This is a genomic window from Synechococcus sp. WH 8109 (assembly GCF_000161795.2).
Lineage (GTDB): Bacteria > Cyanobacteriota > Cyanobacteriia > PCC-6307 > Cyanobiaceae > Parasynechococcus.
In genome coordinates this window covers 1,002,191-1,016,868 of the sequence record NZ_CP006882.1, presented here as the reverse complement: position 1 = coordinate 1,016,868, position 14,678 = coordinate 1,002,191, and the positions used below count along the sequence as shown (strand labels likewise).

Here is a 14,678-nt window from a genome sequence, read left to right as displayed (position 1 = left end):
CGCTGGATCGCCATGGGCTTTGACATTCACCTGATCGCTAACTTTGCCGCCCTGGCGATGATCACCATTGCCGGTCCCGCTGTCATCTTCATCCTCTTCTACCGCCGCGGCGCACTCTGATCGTCTCGTTTTAAGGACGTAGTCCTAATCCCAGGCAGGCTTCTTCGATCAACTGAATCACCCGCTGATCCCTCGCCAGGTCGTTGTCGCTGGTGAGGGATTGTTCTTGTTGAATGCTTGCCTGAAGCGTCACACCCTCGCCATTGGTGAGCTTCAGCCCTGAGGTTTTCGTCAACTGGGCGGTGTACTGGCGTGTGCCGCGGTCGATCAACACCAACTCCGTATGGGCACGGATGGCCTTGAGCTCCAGCTGCAGCCGCTGCTCACCCTGCCAACGGTTGATCGAAATGCTGTAAGCCACGTCACAGCATGCGGGAACAGCCGCCGATGGATCCCATCGCCAGGCGATGGCGCGACGCTCACTCTCACCCTGGCGCAGCGTTAGGGCCAGGTGTCCTCCTTTGAGGTCGCGCCGATCCTCAACGCTCACCCGTCGTGACCAGAACAGAGGTTTGGGATGACCGATGCCGAAGGGGGCCAGGGATTGCAAGTGGCGCCACAGATCCCAGTTCACATCCTTCAACTGCAGGAGAGCGTCGGGTTGCACGGGACGCCCCTGGGCCTGGGTCATCAACCACCCATCGGCTTCGGCGCAGAGGCGCTCATGCAGGGCATGCACAAACTCCGCTTTGACAGTGAATCCCCCGGCAGCGGGATGGCCTCCAAAGCGGGTCAGTAGATCACTGCATTTAGAGAGGGCACGATCCACCGCGAAACCGATGGGTCCTCGTACCGAAGCCCGCAGGCTTCCATCTCCATCACCGGCCAGAAGAGCGGTGGGGCGGTGATAGCGCTCCATCAGCCGCGCAGCAACAATGCCAATCACTCCGTGGTGCCAGTGGCTTTGCGCCAACAACAGGAATGAGGGGAGAGCGTCACTGGACTCCGCTTCCACCAGAGCCACGGCCTCCGCTTCAATCGCGTCGCAGAGATCCCGTCGCTGGCGGTTGTAATCATCACAACGGCGTGCGAGGGCCATCGCTGAATCGGGATCCTCAGCCGTGAGCAGATCCACCACAAGCCTAGGTTCCCCAAGGCGGCCCACTGCATTGATTCTTGGTGCAAGCTGAAAACCGATGTCTTCTGCCGTCAGCGGACGTTCCCCGAGACCCGCCAGGCGCTGAAGCGCTTGCACCCCCTTGCACTCAGAACGATGCAGGTGGTTCAGCCCCTCCAGCAACCAACTGCGGTTGGCCCCTACCAAAGGAGCCATATCGGCAACCGTGCCGATGCAGAACAGATCGCGTGCAACGCGGATGGCTTCTGGTTTGTTCAGCACATCGGCAACAGCATGGGCCAGCACATAGGCCAGCCCCACACCGGCGAGTCCGCGGTAAGGCGAGCCCTCCGGGGTGGTGGCCGGGTGAATGAGCGCGGTCATGGGCGGCCGTTCCGCCGGGATCGTGTGGTGATCGGTCACGATCACCTGCATGGACAAACTTGCGGCCAGTTCGAGGGCTTCCCTCGCGGCAACACCGTTATCAACGGTGACCAGCAGTCGCACGCCATCGTCGTAGAGCCGCTGCACCATGACGGGATTGAGGCCATATCCCTCCTCCATCCGCGAGGGAATGGCGGGTTCCGGCTCAGCACCCAATGGGGCCAATGCCCGCAGTAACAACGCTGTGCTGGTCATCCCATCAGCGTCGTAATCACCACAGATGGCGACGCGTTCACGGGATCGGCAGGCCGTTACCAAGCGCGTACAGGCCTGCTCGAGATCGGGGAAATGATCGCGTGTGGGTGGCAGATCACCAGGAAAGAGAAAGCTCTCGGCCTCGGATGTTGAGCTGAATCCCCTACGCCGCAGCAAGCATCGCAGCGACAGCGGCAAATCAAGTCCTCGCAATGGCGATGGTTCCACCACGGCTGGAAGGGACCAGGACCAGTGGAGCGGAACAGCCGGCAAGGGAACGCTACATGCGGTGATGTTCCAGCATTGTGCCGTTGCTGCTCCTCAAGGTGAACAGGCTTTCAGCGGTCTTTTGGGATGTGGATGGCACCTTGGCCGACACGGAAATGGACGGTCATCGACCGGCCTTCAACCTGGCCTTCAAGGAGCTGGATCTCCCCCTTGTTTGGAATGAAGCGCTGTACAACAGGCTGCTGACGATTCCCGGCGGACTCCGCAGGGTGAAATTTCATGCTGAAGCCTGTGGGGTGCACCTCAGCCAGGAGCAACTGGAACAGGTGCGTGATCGCAAATGCGTCCATTACCTGGAACGGGTCCGCCAAGGACATGTGCATCTCCGTCCCGGAGTGAAGAGGCTTTTGCAGGAGTTGAGCAGGGCCGGCGTGCAGCAGTGGATCGTCACCTCCAGCGGATCGGCGTCGGTGATGGCTCTCCTGGAACAGATAAAGATGCAAATTCCCAGCTTCGATGGGGTGGTGACATCGGATGAAGTTGCTTCGGGCAAGCCAGCACCGGACGGCTACCTACTCGCTCTCGAACGTAGTGGGGCCAATAGTGCTGCCAGCCTCGCCGTCGAAGATTCTGCTGCAGGTCTCTCGGCAGCAAGAGCCGCAGGTCTCCGTTGTCTGCTGACCCCTTCCCCCTGGGATGTCCATGCTTTGCGTGATTCCGGTGACGAGGCCGCTGCGGTGTTGGATCACCTGGGGGAACCTGGACAACCAGCAACCGTGCTTTCCGGTCCCTCTTGCCAGGAGGGGGCAGTAACGCTGAAGTATCTGGAGTTCCTGCTTTCGGTGCCGGATCGATGAGCTCAATCCAGCGCACACGTCTGGCGGGGCTTCAGAACGCGTGGGGCGCTGGCATCCGGCGGTCCTGGTCTGGCCCCTGGTGGCGCCGCAGCGCTTCGTTACTACTGCTGCTGCTCGGATTTTTCATCGGCAGCAACCTTCCCGTATACATCCTGGATGCTGTTGAACTCAGGACTTACACGGCGATTTATGCCCTCATCGCCTGTGAATTGATGGTTCTTGGGCGCCGTCGTCTTCCCTGGCTCGACAACCTCCGGCTTGGGTTCGTTTACGCCGTTGTTCTGGAGGCGTTCAAAGTTGGATCCTGAGGGCCAACGCGTCATCCCCAGCAACGATCAGCAGCGGTTGTTGCAGCATCTCGGGTTGGGCGACCTTCAGAGTTGGTCTGGACTGCAGCGCAACTCTGGGTGTCATCGGGTCGCCATCAATCACTGGCATCCTCAGGCAACACCGGATTGGCTGTGGTCTGTTGGTCTGCCGCTTCTGAGCCTGGGGCAGCAATGGAAGGGACAACGCCGACTGCTCGGATTCAGTGCTTTGCCGGGTTGCGGGAAAACCACCCTGGGGCAGTGGATTGAAGCTGCCGCACGGGCACTTCACCTCTCGATCCAGGTGGTTTCGCTCGATGACTTTTATTTCGAGGCCGAACGGCTTGATACGGCGATGCAGGGCAACCCCTGGGGTGTGCCTCGCGCGCTTCCTGGCAGCCATGACCTGGAGCTCCTTCATGAGTGTCTTCAGACATGGCGACAAGGTGAGAACGTCCTGATGCCCTGCTTCGACAAAGCCAAACGACATGGACGTGGAGATCGGAGCGGTTGGCGCCGTTGCGACGCCGACCTGCTGATTTTTGAGGGTTGGTTTGTGGGCTGCAGACCAAATGCCGACGCAACTGCGGATGAGCCCCATCTCGAGAGCCCCCTAACGTCGCAGGAGTTGGAGTGGCGCCTGAAGCTGCAACCTGTGCTCGCCCACTACGAACCCACCTGGAGTTGTTTCGATCAACTCTGGCAACTGCGAGCGACCGACTTCAACGCGCCTTGGCGATGGAAGCGGCAACAGGAAGCCACACTTGAGGCCGAACGGGGTGCGTCGCTATCGAATGCCGACTTGGATCGTTTCATCCGCATGATTCTCTGCTCGCTGCCATCGAGCAGTTTTCACACAATGCAGGCGGATGTTGTTGTGGAGGTGGATCCGGATCGAACCCTGCGGCGAATCCACCTCCCGTGTTCGACTCAGGATTCGCCGTCTTCGGACTCACTCACCGGATAGACAAAACCCTGGGCGCGGCCACTCAGCACAGACTTGCCGATGGACATGGCGCGCTGGGCGGCAACGGCTGCCTTGGCCTTCCAGGTGGCGCTGCGCTGGTTGCGCTTGGCCTTTGATGTTTTCTTCTTCGGGACGGCCATTGCGCCTGGTGAATTTCCAAACTGAGATTGTCTCGTTTGGAACCCCCTTGCGTCAAATCGCTAGGCTCCGTGAAGCGAAACGATGATGTGGCATCAGGTTCGGACGACTCCAGTGGTTCCGCGGCCCCTCAGAAGGCTCAACCTTCTTCGATTCAGGGTTTTTGGACGAAGCAGGACACGGTGAGTTACTCCACCCTGCTGAGTGATATCGATGCGAAAGAGATCAAACAGTTGGATCTTGTGCCCGGTCGACGGGAGGTAAGAGTCCAATACAACGATGGCCGAAGGGTCACCGTTCCCATTTTCGCCAACGACAACCAAATTCTTCGTGCCGCTGAAAGCTCCGGCACGCCCCTGACGGTTGTTGACATACGCCGCGAACAAGCAGGACGCGAACTGGCGGGAACCCTGATGTTGGTCCTGCTGGTGGTGGTCGGCTTGTCGTTTCTGCTGAAGCGTTCGGCTCAAATGGCGAACAAAGCTCTTGGGTTTGGGCGCAGTCAACCTCGGTTAAAACCCCAGGAAGACCTTCAGCTTCGTTTTGAGGATGTTGCCGGCATCAATGATGCGCGACTGGAACTTGAGGAGGTGGTCACCTTTCTCAATCAGCCCGAAGCTTTCATCCGCCTGGGCGCCAAGATCCCTCGGGGGGTGCTGCTAATAGGCCCCCCTGGAACCGGGAAAACGCTTCTTGCCAAGGCGATTGCAGGCGAGGCGGGCGTGCCGTTCTTCTCCATCGCGGCCTCTGAGTTTGTTGAGCTATTCGTGGGTGTTGGCGCGAGCAGGGTTCGCGATCTGTTCCGCCAAGCCAAGGAAAAATCCCCTTGCATCGTTTTCATTGACGAGATCGACGCTGTGGGTCGCCAGCGGGGTGCTGGTATAGGCGGCGGAAACGATGAACGGGAGCAGACCCTCAACCAACTCCTGACGGAGATGGACGGCTTTGAGGAAAACTCCGGTGTGATTCTGCTGGCGGCCACAAACCGTGCCGACGTGCTCGACGCCGCACTGTTGCGACCAGGACGCTTCGACCGGCGCATTGATGTGGGCCTTCCCGATCGGCGAGGTCGCGAAGCCATTCTCGCCGTGCATGCGAGAACTCGCCCCCTCGATGACTCGGTTTCGCTGTCGGATTGGGCGAGCCGCACTCCGGGTTTTTCCGGGGCTGACCTCGCCAATCTGCTCAACGAAGCGGCCATCCTCACGGCCCGCCAGAACATGCTCAGCATCGGTCAGTTCCAGCTGGAGGGGGCCTTGGAGCGGATCACCATGGGGCTGAGCAACCGCCCCTTGCAGGACAGTGCCAAAAAACGGCTCATCGCCTATCACGAAGTGGGTCATGCCCTGGTGGCCAGTCTTCTTCCAGCGGCCAACTCGGTGGATAAAGTCACGATTCTTCCCCGCGGAGGAGCCGGTGGTTATACCCGCTTCATGCCTGACGAGGAGGTGCTTGATTCCGGGTTGATCACCCGCTCCTCCTGCCTCGCTGATCTGGTGGTGGCCCTGGGAGGACGAGCGGCTGAGCAAGTGGTTTTCGGATCGCTCGAGATCACCCAGGGTGCCAGTGGAGATCTCCAGATAGTGGCGCAACTGGCACGGGAGATGGTGACGCGCTTTGGCTTTTCCAGCCTCGGACCGATGGCCCTCGAGGGCCCGGGTACGGAGGTTTTTCTGGGGCGCGATTGGTTTAACCAACGGCCGGGATACGCCGAATCCACTGGCCAAGCCATTGACGCTCAAATCCGCCAGCTCGCAAAGAGTGCTCTGGCGCAGGCCATCGCCCTGCTGGAGCCTCGCCGTGAGTTGATGGATGAGCTTGTGGGCGTTTTGATTGCCGAGGAAACGATCAACGGTGATCGATTCAGAGACATCGCTGGCCTCGCATGAGACGCCTCCTCCTTCTGCTGCCGCTGGTTGTTGTTGCAGCCCGGATGCAGATCGAGTGGCTCTGGTTCGATCAGTTCGCCTGGAGCGACGTTCTCCTCAAGCGCTGGCTCCTGCAGCTTCTCTTCGCGGGGTTGTCGATGCTGCCGCTGCTGGCAGCCCAGGCCTGGTCCAGGCAATTCAGGCAAAACACGTCGATTTCATCGAAGACGATGAGCCTGACCGGATGGTCCTATGGATTCACGCTGTTAGTCAGTGGTGGTGCTGTGCTGCTCAGTGCCTTGCTGACGCTGGATCTGTTGGCGTTGGCCATCCGCGATCCGTTTCAACTTGGGGAATGGCAGCCAATTCCTGGGCTCCAACACAGCATCAGCTCAGCTGCAGGACTCGTTCGGGCAGGGGCGATAGGGATTGCGATGGCCTGGCCGCGGTTGAGGCTGTGGCTGGCACGGATCGTGGCGGGATCGCTGGTGGCTGTCGTCAGCCGGGCCTGGGGCCTCTGGTCGCTTGCTCTCTGGATTCCCGATGAATCCACGAAAGACCCCTTGCTGGGAGCGGATCTGAGCTTCGGCTTGGGGCGTTTTGCCGGATTGCATCTGGCCCTAGAGCTGCTGCTCTTGGCTGCCGCGTTCACCCTCGCCTTTGAGCTCTGGCGGGTGCTGGCTTGCTCAAAATCGATTTCTGACTGGGCCAGTCCAGCCTTTGCTGCGCGACAGATCCAACTGATCAGGTTGCTGTCGGCGCTTCTGCTGTTCGGAGCGGCGGGGCAGGTGTGGTTATCAAGGCATCAGCTCCTGTGGACACAACACGGCCTGGTGGCAGGGGCGGGCTGGTTACAGGCCCACATGACCCTTCCATTACGTGGCTTCGCCACATTGCTGCTGGTGTTGATCGCATGTGCACTTCTCGTACCGTGCCGGCGACGCCTCCGTCAGGGCCTTGCACTGGGCTTGGTCTCTCTTGTGGTGCTGGAAACGGTGGCAACACCGCTAACGCGCTGGCTGGTGGTGCGGCCAAGGGAATTTTCTCTGCAAGAGCGCTATCTGAAAAATGCCATTGAGGCCACGCAATGGGGCTTCCAGTTAGATCAAATCAAGAGTCAGGTCGTCGACCCGACAAGGTTCAGCGCCGCTGATCGCGAGCAAGGTGTTAGCACGCTCGAAAATGTGCGCCTCTGGGACAGCAGTCCTCTGCTGGAAGCCAACCGGCAACTCCAGCAACTAAGGGTGTACTACCGCTTTTCCAATGCAGCTGTTGATCGCTACCCGCTGAATGAAAACAGCGATTCGTCGCAGCAAGTGATCCTCTCAGCCCGCGAATTGGATCAATCCGCGTTACCGCGTCAATCCAAAACCTGGCAGAACCGTCACTTCATCTTCACGCACGGCTATGGATTCACCGTCAGTCCGGTGAATGACCGAAGCAGTGATGGCCTTCCCTCGTATTTCATTAAAGGTCTTGGCCCAGAAACACTCATTGAGGGAAATCCGGAACTGGGTATTGAACGTTCGGAGGTACAGAAGGCCATCCCCGTTGGTGATGCAGCGATCTATTACGGGATGCTTCCTTCGCCCTATGCCATCGCTCCAACGCAGATTGAAGAATTCGACTACCCCGAAGGCGACATCAATGTGATGACGCACTATCAGGGATCAGGCGGAGTGCCGATTGGAACTTGGCTTCAACGATTAGCAGCGGCTGTTTATCTGCGTGACCCTCGATTGCTGATCACCACAACGATCAATGCTGATTCCAAACTTTTGATCCGGCGTGATGTGCGCAGTCGCGTTAAGGCAATCGCCCCCTTCATTGATTTTCGCGGTGAGCCCTACCTGATCTCCATTCCAAACCCTCAGAGAGACAGCTCAAACACCGCCACCGCGACTTCAGAACAACGCAGCCAACATCAGTATTGGGTTGTCGAGGGTTACACCCACAGTTCAACGCTGCCCTACAGCGCAGCGGTCTCAGCAGATGATCCCGATAGGTATTTAAGAAACTCAGTGAAGGCCATTGTTGATGCTTATAACGGCAGCATTCGGTTTTTCATATCGGAACCTGAGGATCCAATTGTGATGGCCTGGGCTCACGCTTTTCCAGACTTGATGGAGCCGATGGAGGCAATGCCAAAACCTTATCTTGATCACCGCAGAGTTCCTGAGGACTTCTTCAATGCACAGGTCAATCAATTGAAGCGTTACCACGTTTCAAATCCCAGAATTTTCTACAATGGTGATGATGTTTGGCAGGTGCCAAGCGAGATCTACGGGGGCCGCAAAGTAGATGTTGCTCCTTATCACATCACGGCTCAGCTTCAAAGCAACGACAACTCCGAATTTCTCCTGCTCCAACCCCTGACACCTTTATCAAGGCCAAATCTCACGGCTTGGTTGGTGGCTCGCAACGATGGCGATCACTACGGTGAATTGAAACTGATCGACTTTCCCAAAGACAAATACATTCCCGGCCCGGAACAGGTTCAGGCTCTAATTCATCAGGATCCAGATGTGAGCGAGCAGTTTGGTTTATGGGATCAGGAGGATCTGGAACTCCTGCAGGGGAATCTGCTTGTGCTTCCCGTGGGCTCCGGACTTCTCTATGTGGAACCGGTGTATCTGCGTACCAAGAAGGTTGGGCTGCCTTCCCTGGCAAGGATTGTTGTGAGTGACGGTCGATTGGTCGCCATGGACCGCGACCTCAATCTTGCTTTGGATCAACTCATGAAAAAAGCCCCACCCGTTTGACGGGCAGGGCAAAACGAAATGACTGATCGGATTGATCGAACGATCAGCCGATAGAGGAGAAGTACTCCTTGGAACCCTTAGGGTCAGGCTTCATGGTCTTTTCGCCAGGAGTCCAGTTAGCAGGGCAAACCTCGTCGGGGTTGGACTGCACGTACTGGAAGGCCTGCAGAACGCGCAGGGTTTCATCAACGTTCCGTCCAACAGGCAGATTGTTGATGGTGGCGTGCATGATCACACCGTCAGGGTCGATGATGAACAGACCACGAAGGGCAACACCCTCAGCCTCGTCGAGAACGTTGTAGGCCGTGGAGATTTCCTTCTTCAGATCGGCAACGAGGGGATAGTTGATATCGCCCAGGCCACCCTGATTGCGAGGGGTCTGGATCCAGGCCAGGTGGCTGAACTGGCTGTCCACGGAAACGCCGAGTACCTCGGTGTTCTTGCTGGAGAAATCGGCGTAGCGGTCGCTGAAGGCCGTGATCTCAGTGGGACAAACGAAGGTGAAATCCAGCGGATAGAAGAACAGCACCACGTACTTGCCCCGGTACTGGGACAGGGTGACTTCCTTGAACTCCTGGTCCACCACAGCGGTGGCTGTGAAATCAGGGGCCTGCTGGCCCACACGCAAGCAACCGGTGTCGGTCATGTTCGGGAGGTGAATGAGTGAGCTGAAGGCCGCAAACGACTTAACACGTAGTCGATTCGACTTCCAGTATCAGGTTTGAACCTATCACGAGCCTAGCCATCCGTCGCCATAAACTCAGGTGATGACTGACCAACTCACGAGCTGGGATCCTGCGCTCCTGCGCAAGTTCAGTTCCACCGGACATTTCCGTCTACTGAACCAGCTGAAGGGAGATCTGCGCAAGAAACCCCTAGATCGAGACCAGCGCACTGGCCAGCTGAAGAGTCTGGGTGGGAATCGCGGCGCAACCCGACGTTCAACGGCAACGCGGAGCATCGAGCCGGCACCAGTACCAGCACCAACAGCGGTTGTTGATACGGCGCTTCCACTTATCAAGGACGACCAGCCGAAATCCTTCCGCGATCGCCTCAATGCCATCGACATGCGCTGAGGCTTAACCCTGAGATGTATGATGGGTACTGGCCTGAAGGGCCTGCGTCAGAGTAGCTCAGCTGGTTAGAGCACAGGATTCATAACCCTGAGGTCGGGAGTTCAAGTCTCCCCTCTGACATTCATTGCTTCATGCTGGTGAGCAGCTTGTTCGAACTTTTGTTGAGTTGAGCAAGCCTGATTTAGGCCTTACGTGCCGGAAGTTTGACCAAGGGATTGAGGGCAGCGCCACCGGCCCGACGGATTTCAAAGTGAAGGTGAGGGCCGGTGCTTCTTCCGGTGCTTCCCATCAGTGAGATGCGAGAGCCACGGGGAACAATCTGTCCTTTTTTGACCAAAAGACGGCTGTTGTGGGCATAACGCGTTAATTCGCCATCACTGTGGGCGATTTCAACCAGATAGCCGTAAGCGCCTCTCCAGCCGGAAAAAGAAACGATTCCATCACGTGCAGCAAAAACGGGCGTTCCAGTGTTGTTGGCGATATCAATGCCTTTGTGCATGCGTCCCCAGCGCCACCCATAACCGGACGTGAAAACCCCCTTGGTGGGCCACTGGTAACCAACAATCGGCGGCTTCAGGCTGTCGGGCTGGTCGGCTGAAGACAACAGAGGGCGATCAGGCCATGCAGCGCCTCCACTGATGAGGGGGCGAACAGACAGGATTGACTGACCTGAAGAGGCTTGAGCGATCTGCAGTTCCTGGCCGATCGTTAAAGCACTTAGCTGAAGGCCTGGATTCCAACTCAACAGCTGCTTTTGCGTAACGCCATGGCGTTTAAGGAACGATGCTAGAGAGTCGCCTGACTTGATTTTGGCCGTGGCGCTTACCGGAGGTGGGGCAACTAACGGAAGCGTCTGACGTTCACTGGACTCGTTGAGTGACGACAACGTCACGGCAACAACCCGTGCAGAGTCCGGCAAGGAAAGCCAACTTTCATTATCAAAAACGTGGGAGCTTGGAACGTTGTTTAACGAGGCCAGCACCTCACGATCGAGGTTTAATAGCTCAGCGAACCGCCGCAAGGACGTGGCACGAACAACTTTGAACCAGACTTGATTGCTGGTTTCGACTTTGCTGACAACAGCAACGGAATTGTTCGTAGATAGAGCTGGCAGAGGGGGCAGCTCTGCAAGATCAAAAGTGGCGTTATCGGCGATCCCGGGAAGGCCACTCCACAGACCCAAAGACAAAACAGGGGTTACAGCAGCTGCGAGAGCAAGCGTTGCGCGCATGAAACCACTGAGACGCGTTGAAGGTAACGAGCCGAACATCCGCGCGCAAGGGGGTTTGGAGCAGTGGTCGGATCACCACAACCGCAACTTTTGTCCAGCCACGTAAGTCACCAGGGCGCAGGCTACGGAAAGGTTGAGGCTGCGAACACCTCCTTGGCCTGCGTCATCAGCAGCTCCAGGCATGGGGATCGTGAGGATGCTGTCGCAGGCTTCGCGCACCGGTTCCGGTAGACCGGTGTCTTCACGACCAAACAGCAGAACATCTCCCCGTTGAAACGTGAACGAGGAGAGCGATGACCCACCACGACGACTGCAGCCGATCAACCTCTGCTCAGGACGAAGCTCAGCTTGGAACTCGGCAAAGTTGGAAGTGATTGAAAGCTGAACGTGGGGCCAGTAATCAAGACCTGCACGACGAACGCTTCGATCATCCACCTTGAAGCCGAGGGGTTCAATCAGGGTCAACGGCACCCTGAAAGCCGCCGAGGTGCGGGCGATGTTGCCGGTGTTCGGAGGGATCTGAGGCTCGAACAGAGCAATACGCAGGGGGGCAATTTCAGTCATGGCACCACCTGGCCAAGGGAATGGAGATCCAGAGCGCGACCCTGGAGAACGAGCCAGGCAGCGTCAGCAACGGGGTCAAGTGCTTGCGCGAGGGTTCCGAGACGATCACGGAACAAGCCTCCAATGCGTGTAGGGGGAACAACGCCCCAGCCTGTTTCTTCGATCACCAGAACAAACGTGCAGTGCGATGCCCTGATCGAGGCGATCAGCTGTTCACAGAGGTGATCCCACTCAGATGCAGTGAGTTCCAGGTGCTGGGCAACAAAACCACCGAGTGCATCAATCAGAACAGATTGCCCGGGAGCAAGGCCGTTGATCACGCTCACCAGCTCTGCTCCACATTCGGAAACGCTCCAATGGTCGGGCCGACGCTGCCGGTGGGCCTCCAGGCGCTTTTGCCACTCACGGTCATCCGGTCGGGCGGCCGCCGTGGCGATGTAGGTCACAACAGGGTGGTGTCTTAACAGGTGCTCAGCCCAACGGCTCTTGCCACTGCGGCTTGGCCCACTCACCAGGATCAGCCGGCTGGTCTGGCCGGCAACGGGGGGCTCCACTGTGGAGGAGGGGTCAACCACTGCCATTCATTCCCTTCAGCGTCGCAACGGAAGACGGAGACACACGGTTGAGATATCTGAAAATCCAATACTTGAAAATCGTCGCCAACACCACTGGGAACGTCGCGATGAAGAGGTTGACGAAACTTTGGCTGGAGGGAAGGCCGAAATGCCCGGCAATCCCTTCCAGCAAGACCTGCCAACCTTCTGGGCTGTGGTAACCCACGAAGATGTCGGTAAACAGGATGATGGCGAAGGCCTTGGCCGAATCACTCAACCCGTAAACAGCCTCATCAATAAACCCACGCAGAACACGCAGTTCATCGCGGCTCATAAAACACACCACGGCGAAGGCGATCAGACCTGCCAAATCCGAAAAAACATTCTTGATCGCCTTGAGACTTTCCTCATCGGCATCGTGCTTGAGTTCAGCCGCTTTTTCGGTGAGCTTGTCGCGCAGAGCGCCCTCCTCAAGGGGCTGCACGCCCTTGAGGAAGGCATCGAATTCAAGTTCTTGCTTGTAGAGCCGAAGTTTTTCAGCCGCCTTCTCTTCCAGCTGAGGCTTCGGGTAGCTCAGGAAAGGCAGTTCGGGTGAAAACTTATTTACCGCAGGCGAGATCAGATAGGTGCCAGCAATCTGCTGAACAAGCAAGGGAACCAAAACGAGAAGAAGCAGAACCCTCAGTGAAATCAGCGTGCTGTCCCGCCGGCGTCGATACCCCGCCACGACGCTGTCTTCCGTCGAGGGATCTAACTGGAGGCGAATGCTGTCGAAGACACCCAGAAGCGAACGGGGGAGGGCATCCGGTGAGCGGCTAATCGACGGCGAAGTGCTTGATCGATGCGATCCATAGCGGCTCACTACAGATTCAATCAGTTGAAGTTGACGCAACTCCTGGGAATCCAGTTGGCCCCGTTGTTTCGAGAGAGTCGCTTTTGAATTGCGGCAGATGGCCAGCGCGGTTTTAAAGCGGCGAAGAATCGTGGACTGAACAGAGCGCGGAACGGAGAGCTTGAGCTCCGGCCGGATCTGCCGGTCGCCGTAGTACTCCAACTCCAGGCTTTGGATGAGCAGAGCCGCCTCATAACCACGCTCAAGATCACTGGAGAGCTCGATCGCTTGGCTGTTGCTGAACAGGTTGATCCACTTACGGCGGCTCATCGCAGTCGGCTCATCGCAGTCGGCTCATCGCAGTCGGACCATCAACGCGAGAAAACCCACCAGGTGGCCATCGGAATGATGGTTCCAAGAACCAACAGGATGATCACCCACTTAGTGGCATCGCTTTCAGCGGTTTCGGCCTTAGTGGGAATGTTGGTGGGCAGGGTGACCCGTTCGATCTCCTTCGGAGGGCCGGGATCCTCGCCACCCGAGAGAACGGTTGAAAGTCGGGTGAGACCATCAACGGATGCCTGGCGATAACGATCGCCCTCCCGCAAGGGCACAGTCATCGTTGTACGGGCGGTGCTCTTCAGCAGGCTGGGAGGAAGCTGTGCCTCAAGCTCCTGATTAGCCACCACAGCGGAACGCTTGTTGGAGGCTTCGATCAACATCAGTAGCAAGGGATTGCCGCTGGGTGAGCTCCATGTTTCAAGGAGTTCCTCACCGAAGCTGTTCAAGGTGATGCCGTAATCCAAACGCCGCAGCGTGATTAAACGGGCATCGACCCGTTGATCTTCAAAGCTGCGCAATTTCGCTTCCAATTCACCACGGCTGGCGCGGCTGAACACATCGGCATCGTCGATAACCAACGCATCCGGCAGGCTTCCACCCAGTGCAGCAGGTGAGATCGCCAGACTGGCAGGGGCCCATAGAAGAAAACAGACCCCGAAACTAAGGAGGCTGGCCAATAGGCGTCGGGCGGAACGAGGCATCTCTTCAGGCGTTACGACTGACTCAGTCTGCCGTTAGCTGTCCAGCATGTCGCGGTTCAAGGCTGCAATTGCCTCAACAATCATGCGGGCTTCGTTGTCGGGCAGTGTCATCTGACGGGTGAGCTGGTCCAGGAGATCGGTCTCCTCCGCTGTGATCTTGCGGTCGGCATGCGCGAGATGCGCTGCCACAGCCAGGGCGGACTGCTGCTGGGATCGATTGAGCTGAGGCAAGGCGGACGTGATCAAGCCCTGGACGCCCTGCTCCCGTAACAGCAACAGCAAGCGGTCAAACAATTCACCCATGGCCGCTTCAGAGCTGTCGCAGTAAAGCGATCGGTTCTCCAGCTGAAGGCGCAGGGCATGGGCCTCATCCCGCCCCAGCCTTCCATCACAGGCAACAGCGGCAAGGGCAATAGCGGCAAAAGCCTCGGGAGTCGTCATGGCAGAGCCGGACATGTTCGTATTTGAGCAGGATGATTGCGTTCTGACAGCAC

General features: G+C 57.8%; 16 protein-coding genes and 1 tRNA gene. 8 read left to right on the top strand and 9 right to left on the bottom strand.

What is annotated here, in order from left to right; genetic code table 11:
* The first annotated feature begins 12 nt into the window (after positions 1-12).
* Positions 13-120 (top strand): photosystem II reaction center protein Ycf12/Psb30, encoded by a 108-nt coding sequence (psb30, locus tag Syncc8109_RS05535; RefSeq protein ID WP_025362280.1) that lies wholly within the window; start codon positions 13-15, stop codon positions 118-120.
* Between the two features lie 10 nt (positions 121-130).
* On the opposite strand, the gene recJ is transcribed toward psb30, so the two are convergent.
* Positions 131-2,029: a single-stranded-DNA-specific exonuclease RecJ gene (gene recJ, locus Syncc8109_RS05530; RefSeq protein ID WP_006851336.1), complete on the bottom strand. Its 1,899-nt coding sequence runs from the start codon at positions 2,027-2,029 to the stop codon at positions 131-133.
* A 32-nt stretch (positions 2,030-2,061) separates the two neighbouring features.
* On the opposite strand from recJ, the gene Syncc8109_RS05525 reads away from it, so the two are divergent.
* The 3 genes from Syncc8109_RS05525 to Syncc8109_RS05515 are packed head-to-tail and all read left to right on the top strand — an operon-like array spanning position 2,062 to position 4,116.
* Complete coding sequence (locus tag Syncc8109_RS05525; RefSeq protein WP_006851143.1) at positions 2,062-2,841, top strand: HAD-IA family hydrolase; 780 nt, start codon at positions 2,062-2,064, stop codon at positions 2,839-2,841.
* The gene (locus Syncc8109_RS05520; protein WP_006850306.1) at positions 2,838-3,149 is read left to right on the top strand and encodes a DUF565 domain-containing protein; all 312 of its coding nucleotides are present in this window, start codon (positions 2,838-2,840) and stop codon (positions 3,147-3,149) included. Before Syncc8109_RS05525 ends, Syncc8109_RS05520 begins: the two co-directional genes overlap by 4 nt.
* Positions 3,139-4,116 (top strand): hypothetical protein, encoded by a 978-nt coding sequence (locus tag Syncc8109_RS05515; protein ID WP_006850034.1) that lies wholly within the window; start codon positions 3,139-3,141, stop codon positions 4,114-4,116. The genes Syncc8109_RS05520 and Syncc8109_RS05515 overlap by 11 nt, the downstream gene beginning before the upstream one ends.
* On the opposite strand, the gene rpmF is transcribed toward Syncc8109_RS05515, so the two are convergent.
* Entirely contained in the window at positions 4,080-4,256 is a 177-nt protein-coding gene (rpmF, locus tag Syncc8109_RS11715; protein ID WP_006851068.1) for a 50S ribosomal protein L32, read from the bottom strand. The two genes, Syncc8109_RS05515 and rpmF, sit on opposite strands and share 37 nt — an antisense overlap.
* Positions 4,257-4,343: 87 nt before the next feature.
* Here rpmF and ftsH point away from each other — a divergent pair, with 87 nt between their 5' ends.
* Both ftsH and Syncc8109_RS05505 read left to right on the top strand, forming a co-directional pair.
* Positions 4,344-6,143, top strand: a complete 1,800-nt coding sequence (gene ftsH / locus Syncc8109_RS05510) for an ATP-dependent zinc metalloprotease FtsH (protein ID WP_006850609.1) — start codon at positions 4,344-4,346, stop codon at positions 6,141-6,143.
* Positions 6,140-8,884, top strand: coding sequence for a UPF0182 family protein (locus Syncc8109_RS05505; protein ID WP_006850726.1), 2,745 nt, complete (start codon positions 6,140-6,142; stop codon positions 8,882-8,884). The genes ftsH and Syncc8109_RS05505 overlap by 4 nt, the downstream gene beginning before the upstream one ends.
* Positions 8,885-8,927: 43 nt before the next feature.
* On the opposite strand, the gene Syncc8109_RS05500 is transcribed toward Syncc8109_RS05505, so the two are convergent.
* A complete protein-coding gene (locus Syncc8109_RS05500; protein ID WP_006851280.1) occupies positions 8,928-9,530 on the bottom strand; it encodes a peroxiredoxin in 603 nt (200 codons plus the stop codon).
* A 121-nt stretch (positions 9,531-9,651) separates the two neighbouring features.
* On the opposite strand from Syncc8109_RS05500, the gene Syncc8109_RS05495 reads away from it, so the two are divergent.
* Together Syncc8109_RS05495 and Syncc8109_RS05490 are read left to right on the top strand one after the other, a co-directional pair.
* Positions 9,652-9,960 carry a hypothetical protein gene (locus Syncc8109_RS05495; protein ID WP_006851663.1) on the top strand — a complete coding sequence of 103 codons (309 nt, stop codon included), beginning with the start codon at positions 9,652-9,654 and terminating at the stop codon, positions 9,958-9,960.
* Between the two features lie 46 nt (positions 9,961-10,006).
* Positions 10,007-10,080: transfer RNA gene (locus Syncc8109_RS05490), tRNA-Met, on the top strand.
* A 61-nt stretch (positions 10,081-10,141) separates the two neighbouring features.
* Here Syncc8109_RS05490 and Syncc8109_RS05485 read toward each other — a convergent pair.
* The 6 genes from Syncc8109_RS05485 to Syncc8109_RS05460 all read right to left on the bottom strand — a co-directional run bounded on the left by Syncc8109_RS05485 (position 10,142) and on the right by Syncc8109_RS05460 (position 14,625).
* On the bottom strand, positions 10,142-11,191 hold the full coding sequence (locus tag Syncc8109_RS05485; RefSeq protein ID WP_025362278.1) for a M23 family metallopeptidase: 1,050 nt from the start codon (positions 11,189-11,191) through the stop codon (positions 10,142-10,144).
* Positions 11,192-11,263: 72 nt separating this feature from the next.
* Complete coding sequence (locus Syncc8109_RS05480; protein ID WP_006849791.1) at positions 11,264-11,755, bottom strand: tRNA (cytidine(34)-2'-O)-methyltransferase; 492 nt, start codon at positions 11,753-11,755, stop codon at positions 11,264-11,266.
* The gene (gene cobU / locus Syncc8109_RS05475; protein WP_045172730.1) at positions 11,752-12,336 is read right to left on the bottom strand and encodes a bifunctional adenosylcobinamide kinase/adenosylcobinamide-phosphate guanylyltransferase; all 585 of its coding nucleotides are present in this window, start codon (positions 12,334-12,336) and stop codon (positions 11,752-11,754) included. Before cobU ends, Syncc8109_RS05480 begins: the two co-directional genes overlap by 4 nt.
* Positions 12,323-13,471, bottom strand: a complete 1,149-nt coding sequence (gene pxcA / locus Syncc8109_RS05470; RefSeq protein WP_006850660.1) for a proton extrusion protein PcxA — start codon at positions 13,469-13,471, stop codon at positions 12,323-12,325. Before pxcA ends, cobU begins: the two co-directional genes overlap by 14 nt.
* Before the next feature lie 41 nt (positions 13,472-13,512).
* Complete coding sequence (gene psb32 / locus Syncc8109_RS05465; RefSeq protein WP_006849954.1) at positions 13,513-14,184, bottom strand: photosystem II repair protein Psb32; 672 nt, start codon at positions 14,182-14,184, stop codon at positions 13,513-13,515.
* A 33-nt stretch (positions 14,185-14,217) separates the two neighbouring features.
* Positions 14,218-14,625, bottom strand: a complete 408-nt coding sequence (locus tag Syncc8109_RS05460; RefSeq protein ID WP_025362277.1) for a TerB family tellurite resistance protein — start codon at positions 14,623-14,625, stop codon at positions 14,218-14,220.
* Between the last annotated feature and the right edge of the window lie 53 nt (positions 14,626-14,678).

What these genes read in the sequence shown, in the direction of transcription:
- Syncc8109_RS05505 (WP_006850726.1), top strand. Translation starts at nt 6,140, where the DNA reads ATGAGACGCCTCCTCCTTCTGCTGCCGCTGGTTGTTGTTGCAGCCCGG.
- psb32 (WP_006849954.1), bottom strand. Translation starts at nt 14,184, where the DNA reads ATGCCTCGTTCCGCCCGACGCCTATTGGCCAGCCTCCTTAGTTTCGGG.
- Syncc8109_RS05500 (WP_006851280.1), bottom strand. Translation starts at nt 9,530, where the DNA reads ATGACCGACACCGGTTGCTTGCGTGTGGGCCAGCAGGCCCCTGATTTC.
- psb30 (WP_025362280.1), top strand. Translation starts at nt 13, where the DNA reads ATGGGCTTTGACATTCACCTGATCGCTAACTTTGCCGCCCTGGCGATG.
- Syncc8109_RS05460 (WP_025362277.1), bottom strand. Translation starts at nt 14,625, where the DNA reads ATGACGACTCCCGAGGCTTTTGCCGCTATTGCCCTTGCCGCTGTTGCC.
- Syncc8109_RS05495 (WP_006851663.1), top strand. Translation starts at nt 9,652, where the DNA reads ATGACTGACCAACTCACGAGCTGGGATCCTGCGCTCCTGCGCAAGTTC.
- Syncc8109_RS05520 (WP_006850306.1), top strand. Translation starts at nt 2,838, where the DNA reads ATGAGCTCAATCCAGCGCACACGTCTGGCGGGGCTTCAGAACGCGTGG.
- rpmF (WP_006851068.1), bottom strand. Translation starts at nt 4,256, where the DNA reads ATGGCCGTCCCGAAGAAGAAAACATCAAAGGCCAAGCGCAACCAGCGC.
- pxcA (WP_006850660.1), bottom strand. Translation starts at nt 13,471, where the DNA reads ATGAGCCGCCGTAAGTGGATCAACCTGTTCAGCAACAGCCAAGCGATC.
- cobU (WP_045172730.1), bottom strand. Translation starts at nt 12,336, where the DNA reads ATGGCAGTGGTTGACCCCTCCTCCACAGTGGAGCCCCCCGTTGCCGGC.
- Syncc8109_RS05485 (WP_025362278.1), bottom strand. Translation starts at nt 11,191, where the DNA reads ATGCGCGCAACGCTTGCTCTCGCAGCTGCTGTAACCCCTGTTTTGTCT.
- Syncc8109_RS05480 (WP_006849791.1), bottom strand. Translation starts at nt 11,755, where the DNA reads ATGACTGAAATTGCCCCCCTGCGTATTGCTCTGTTCGAGCCTCAGATC.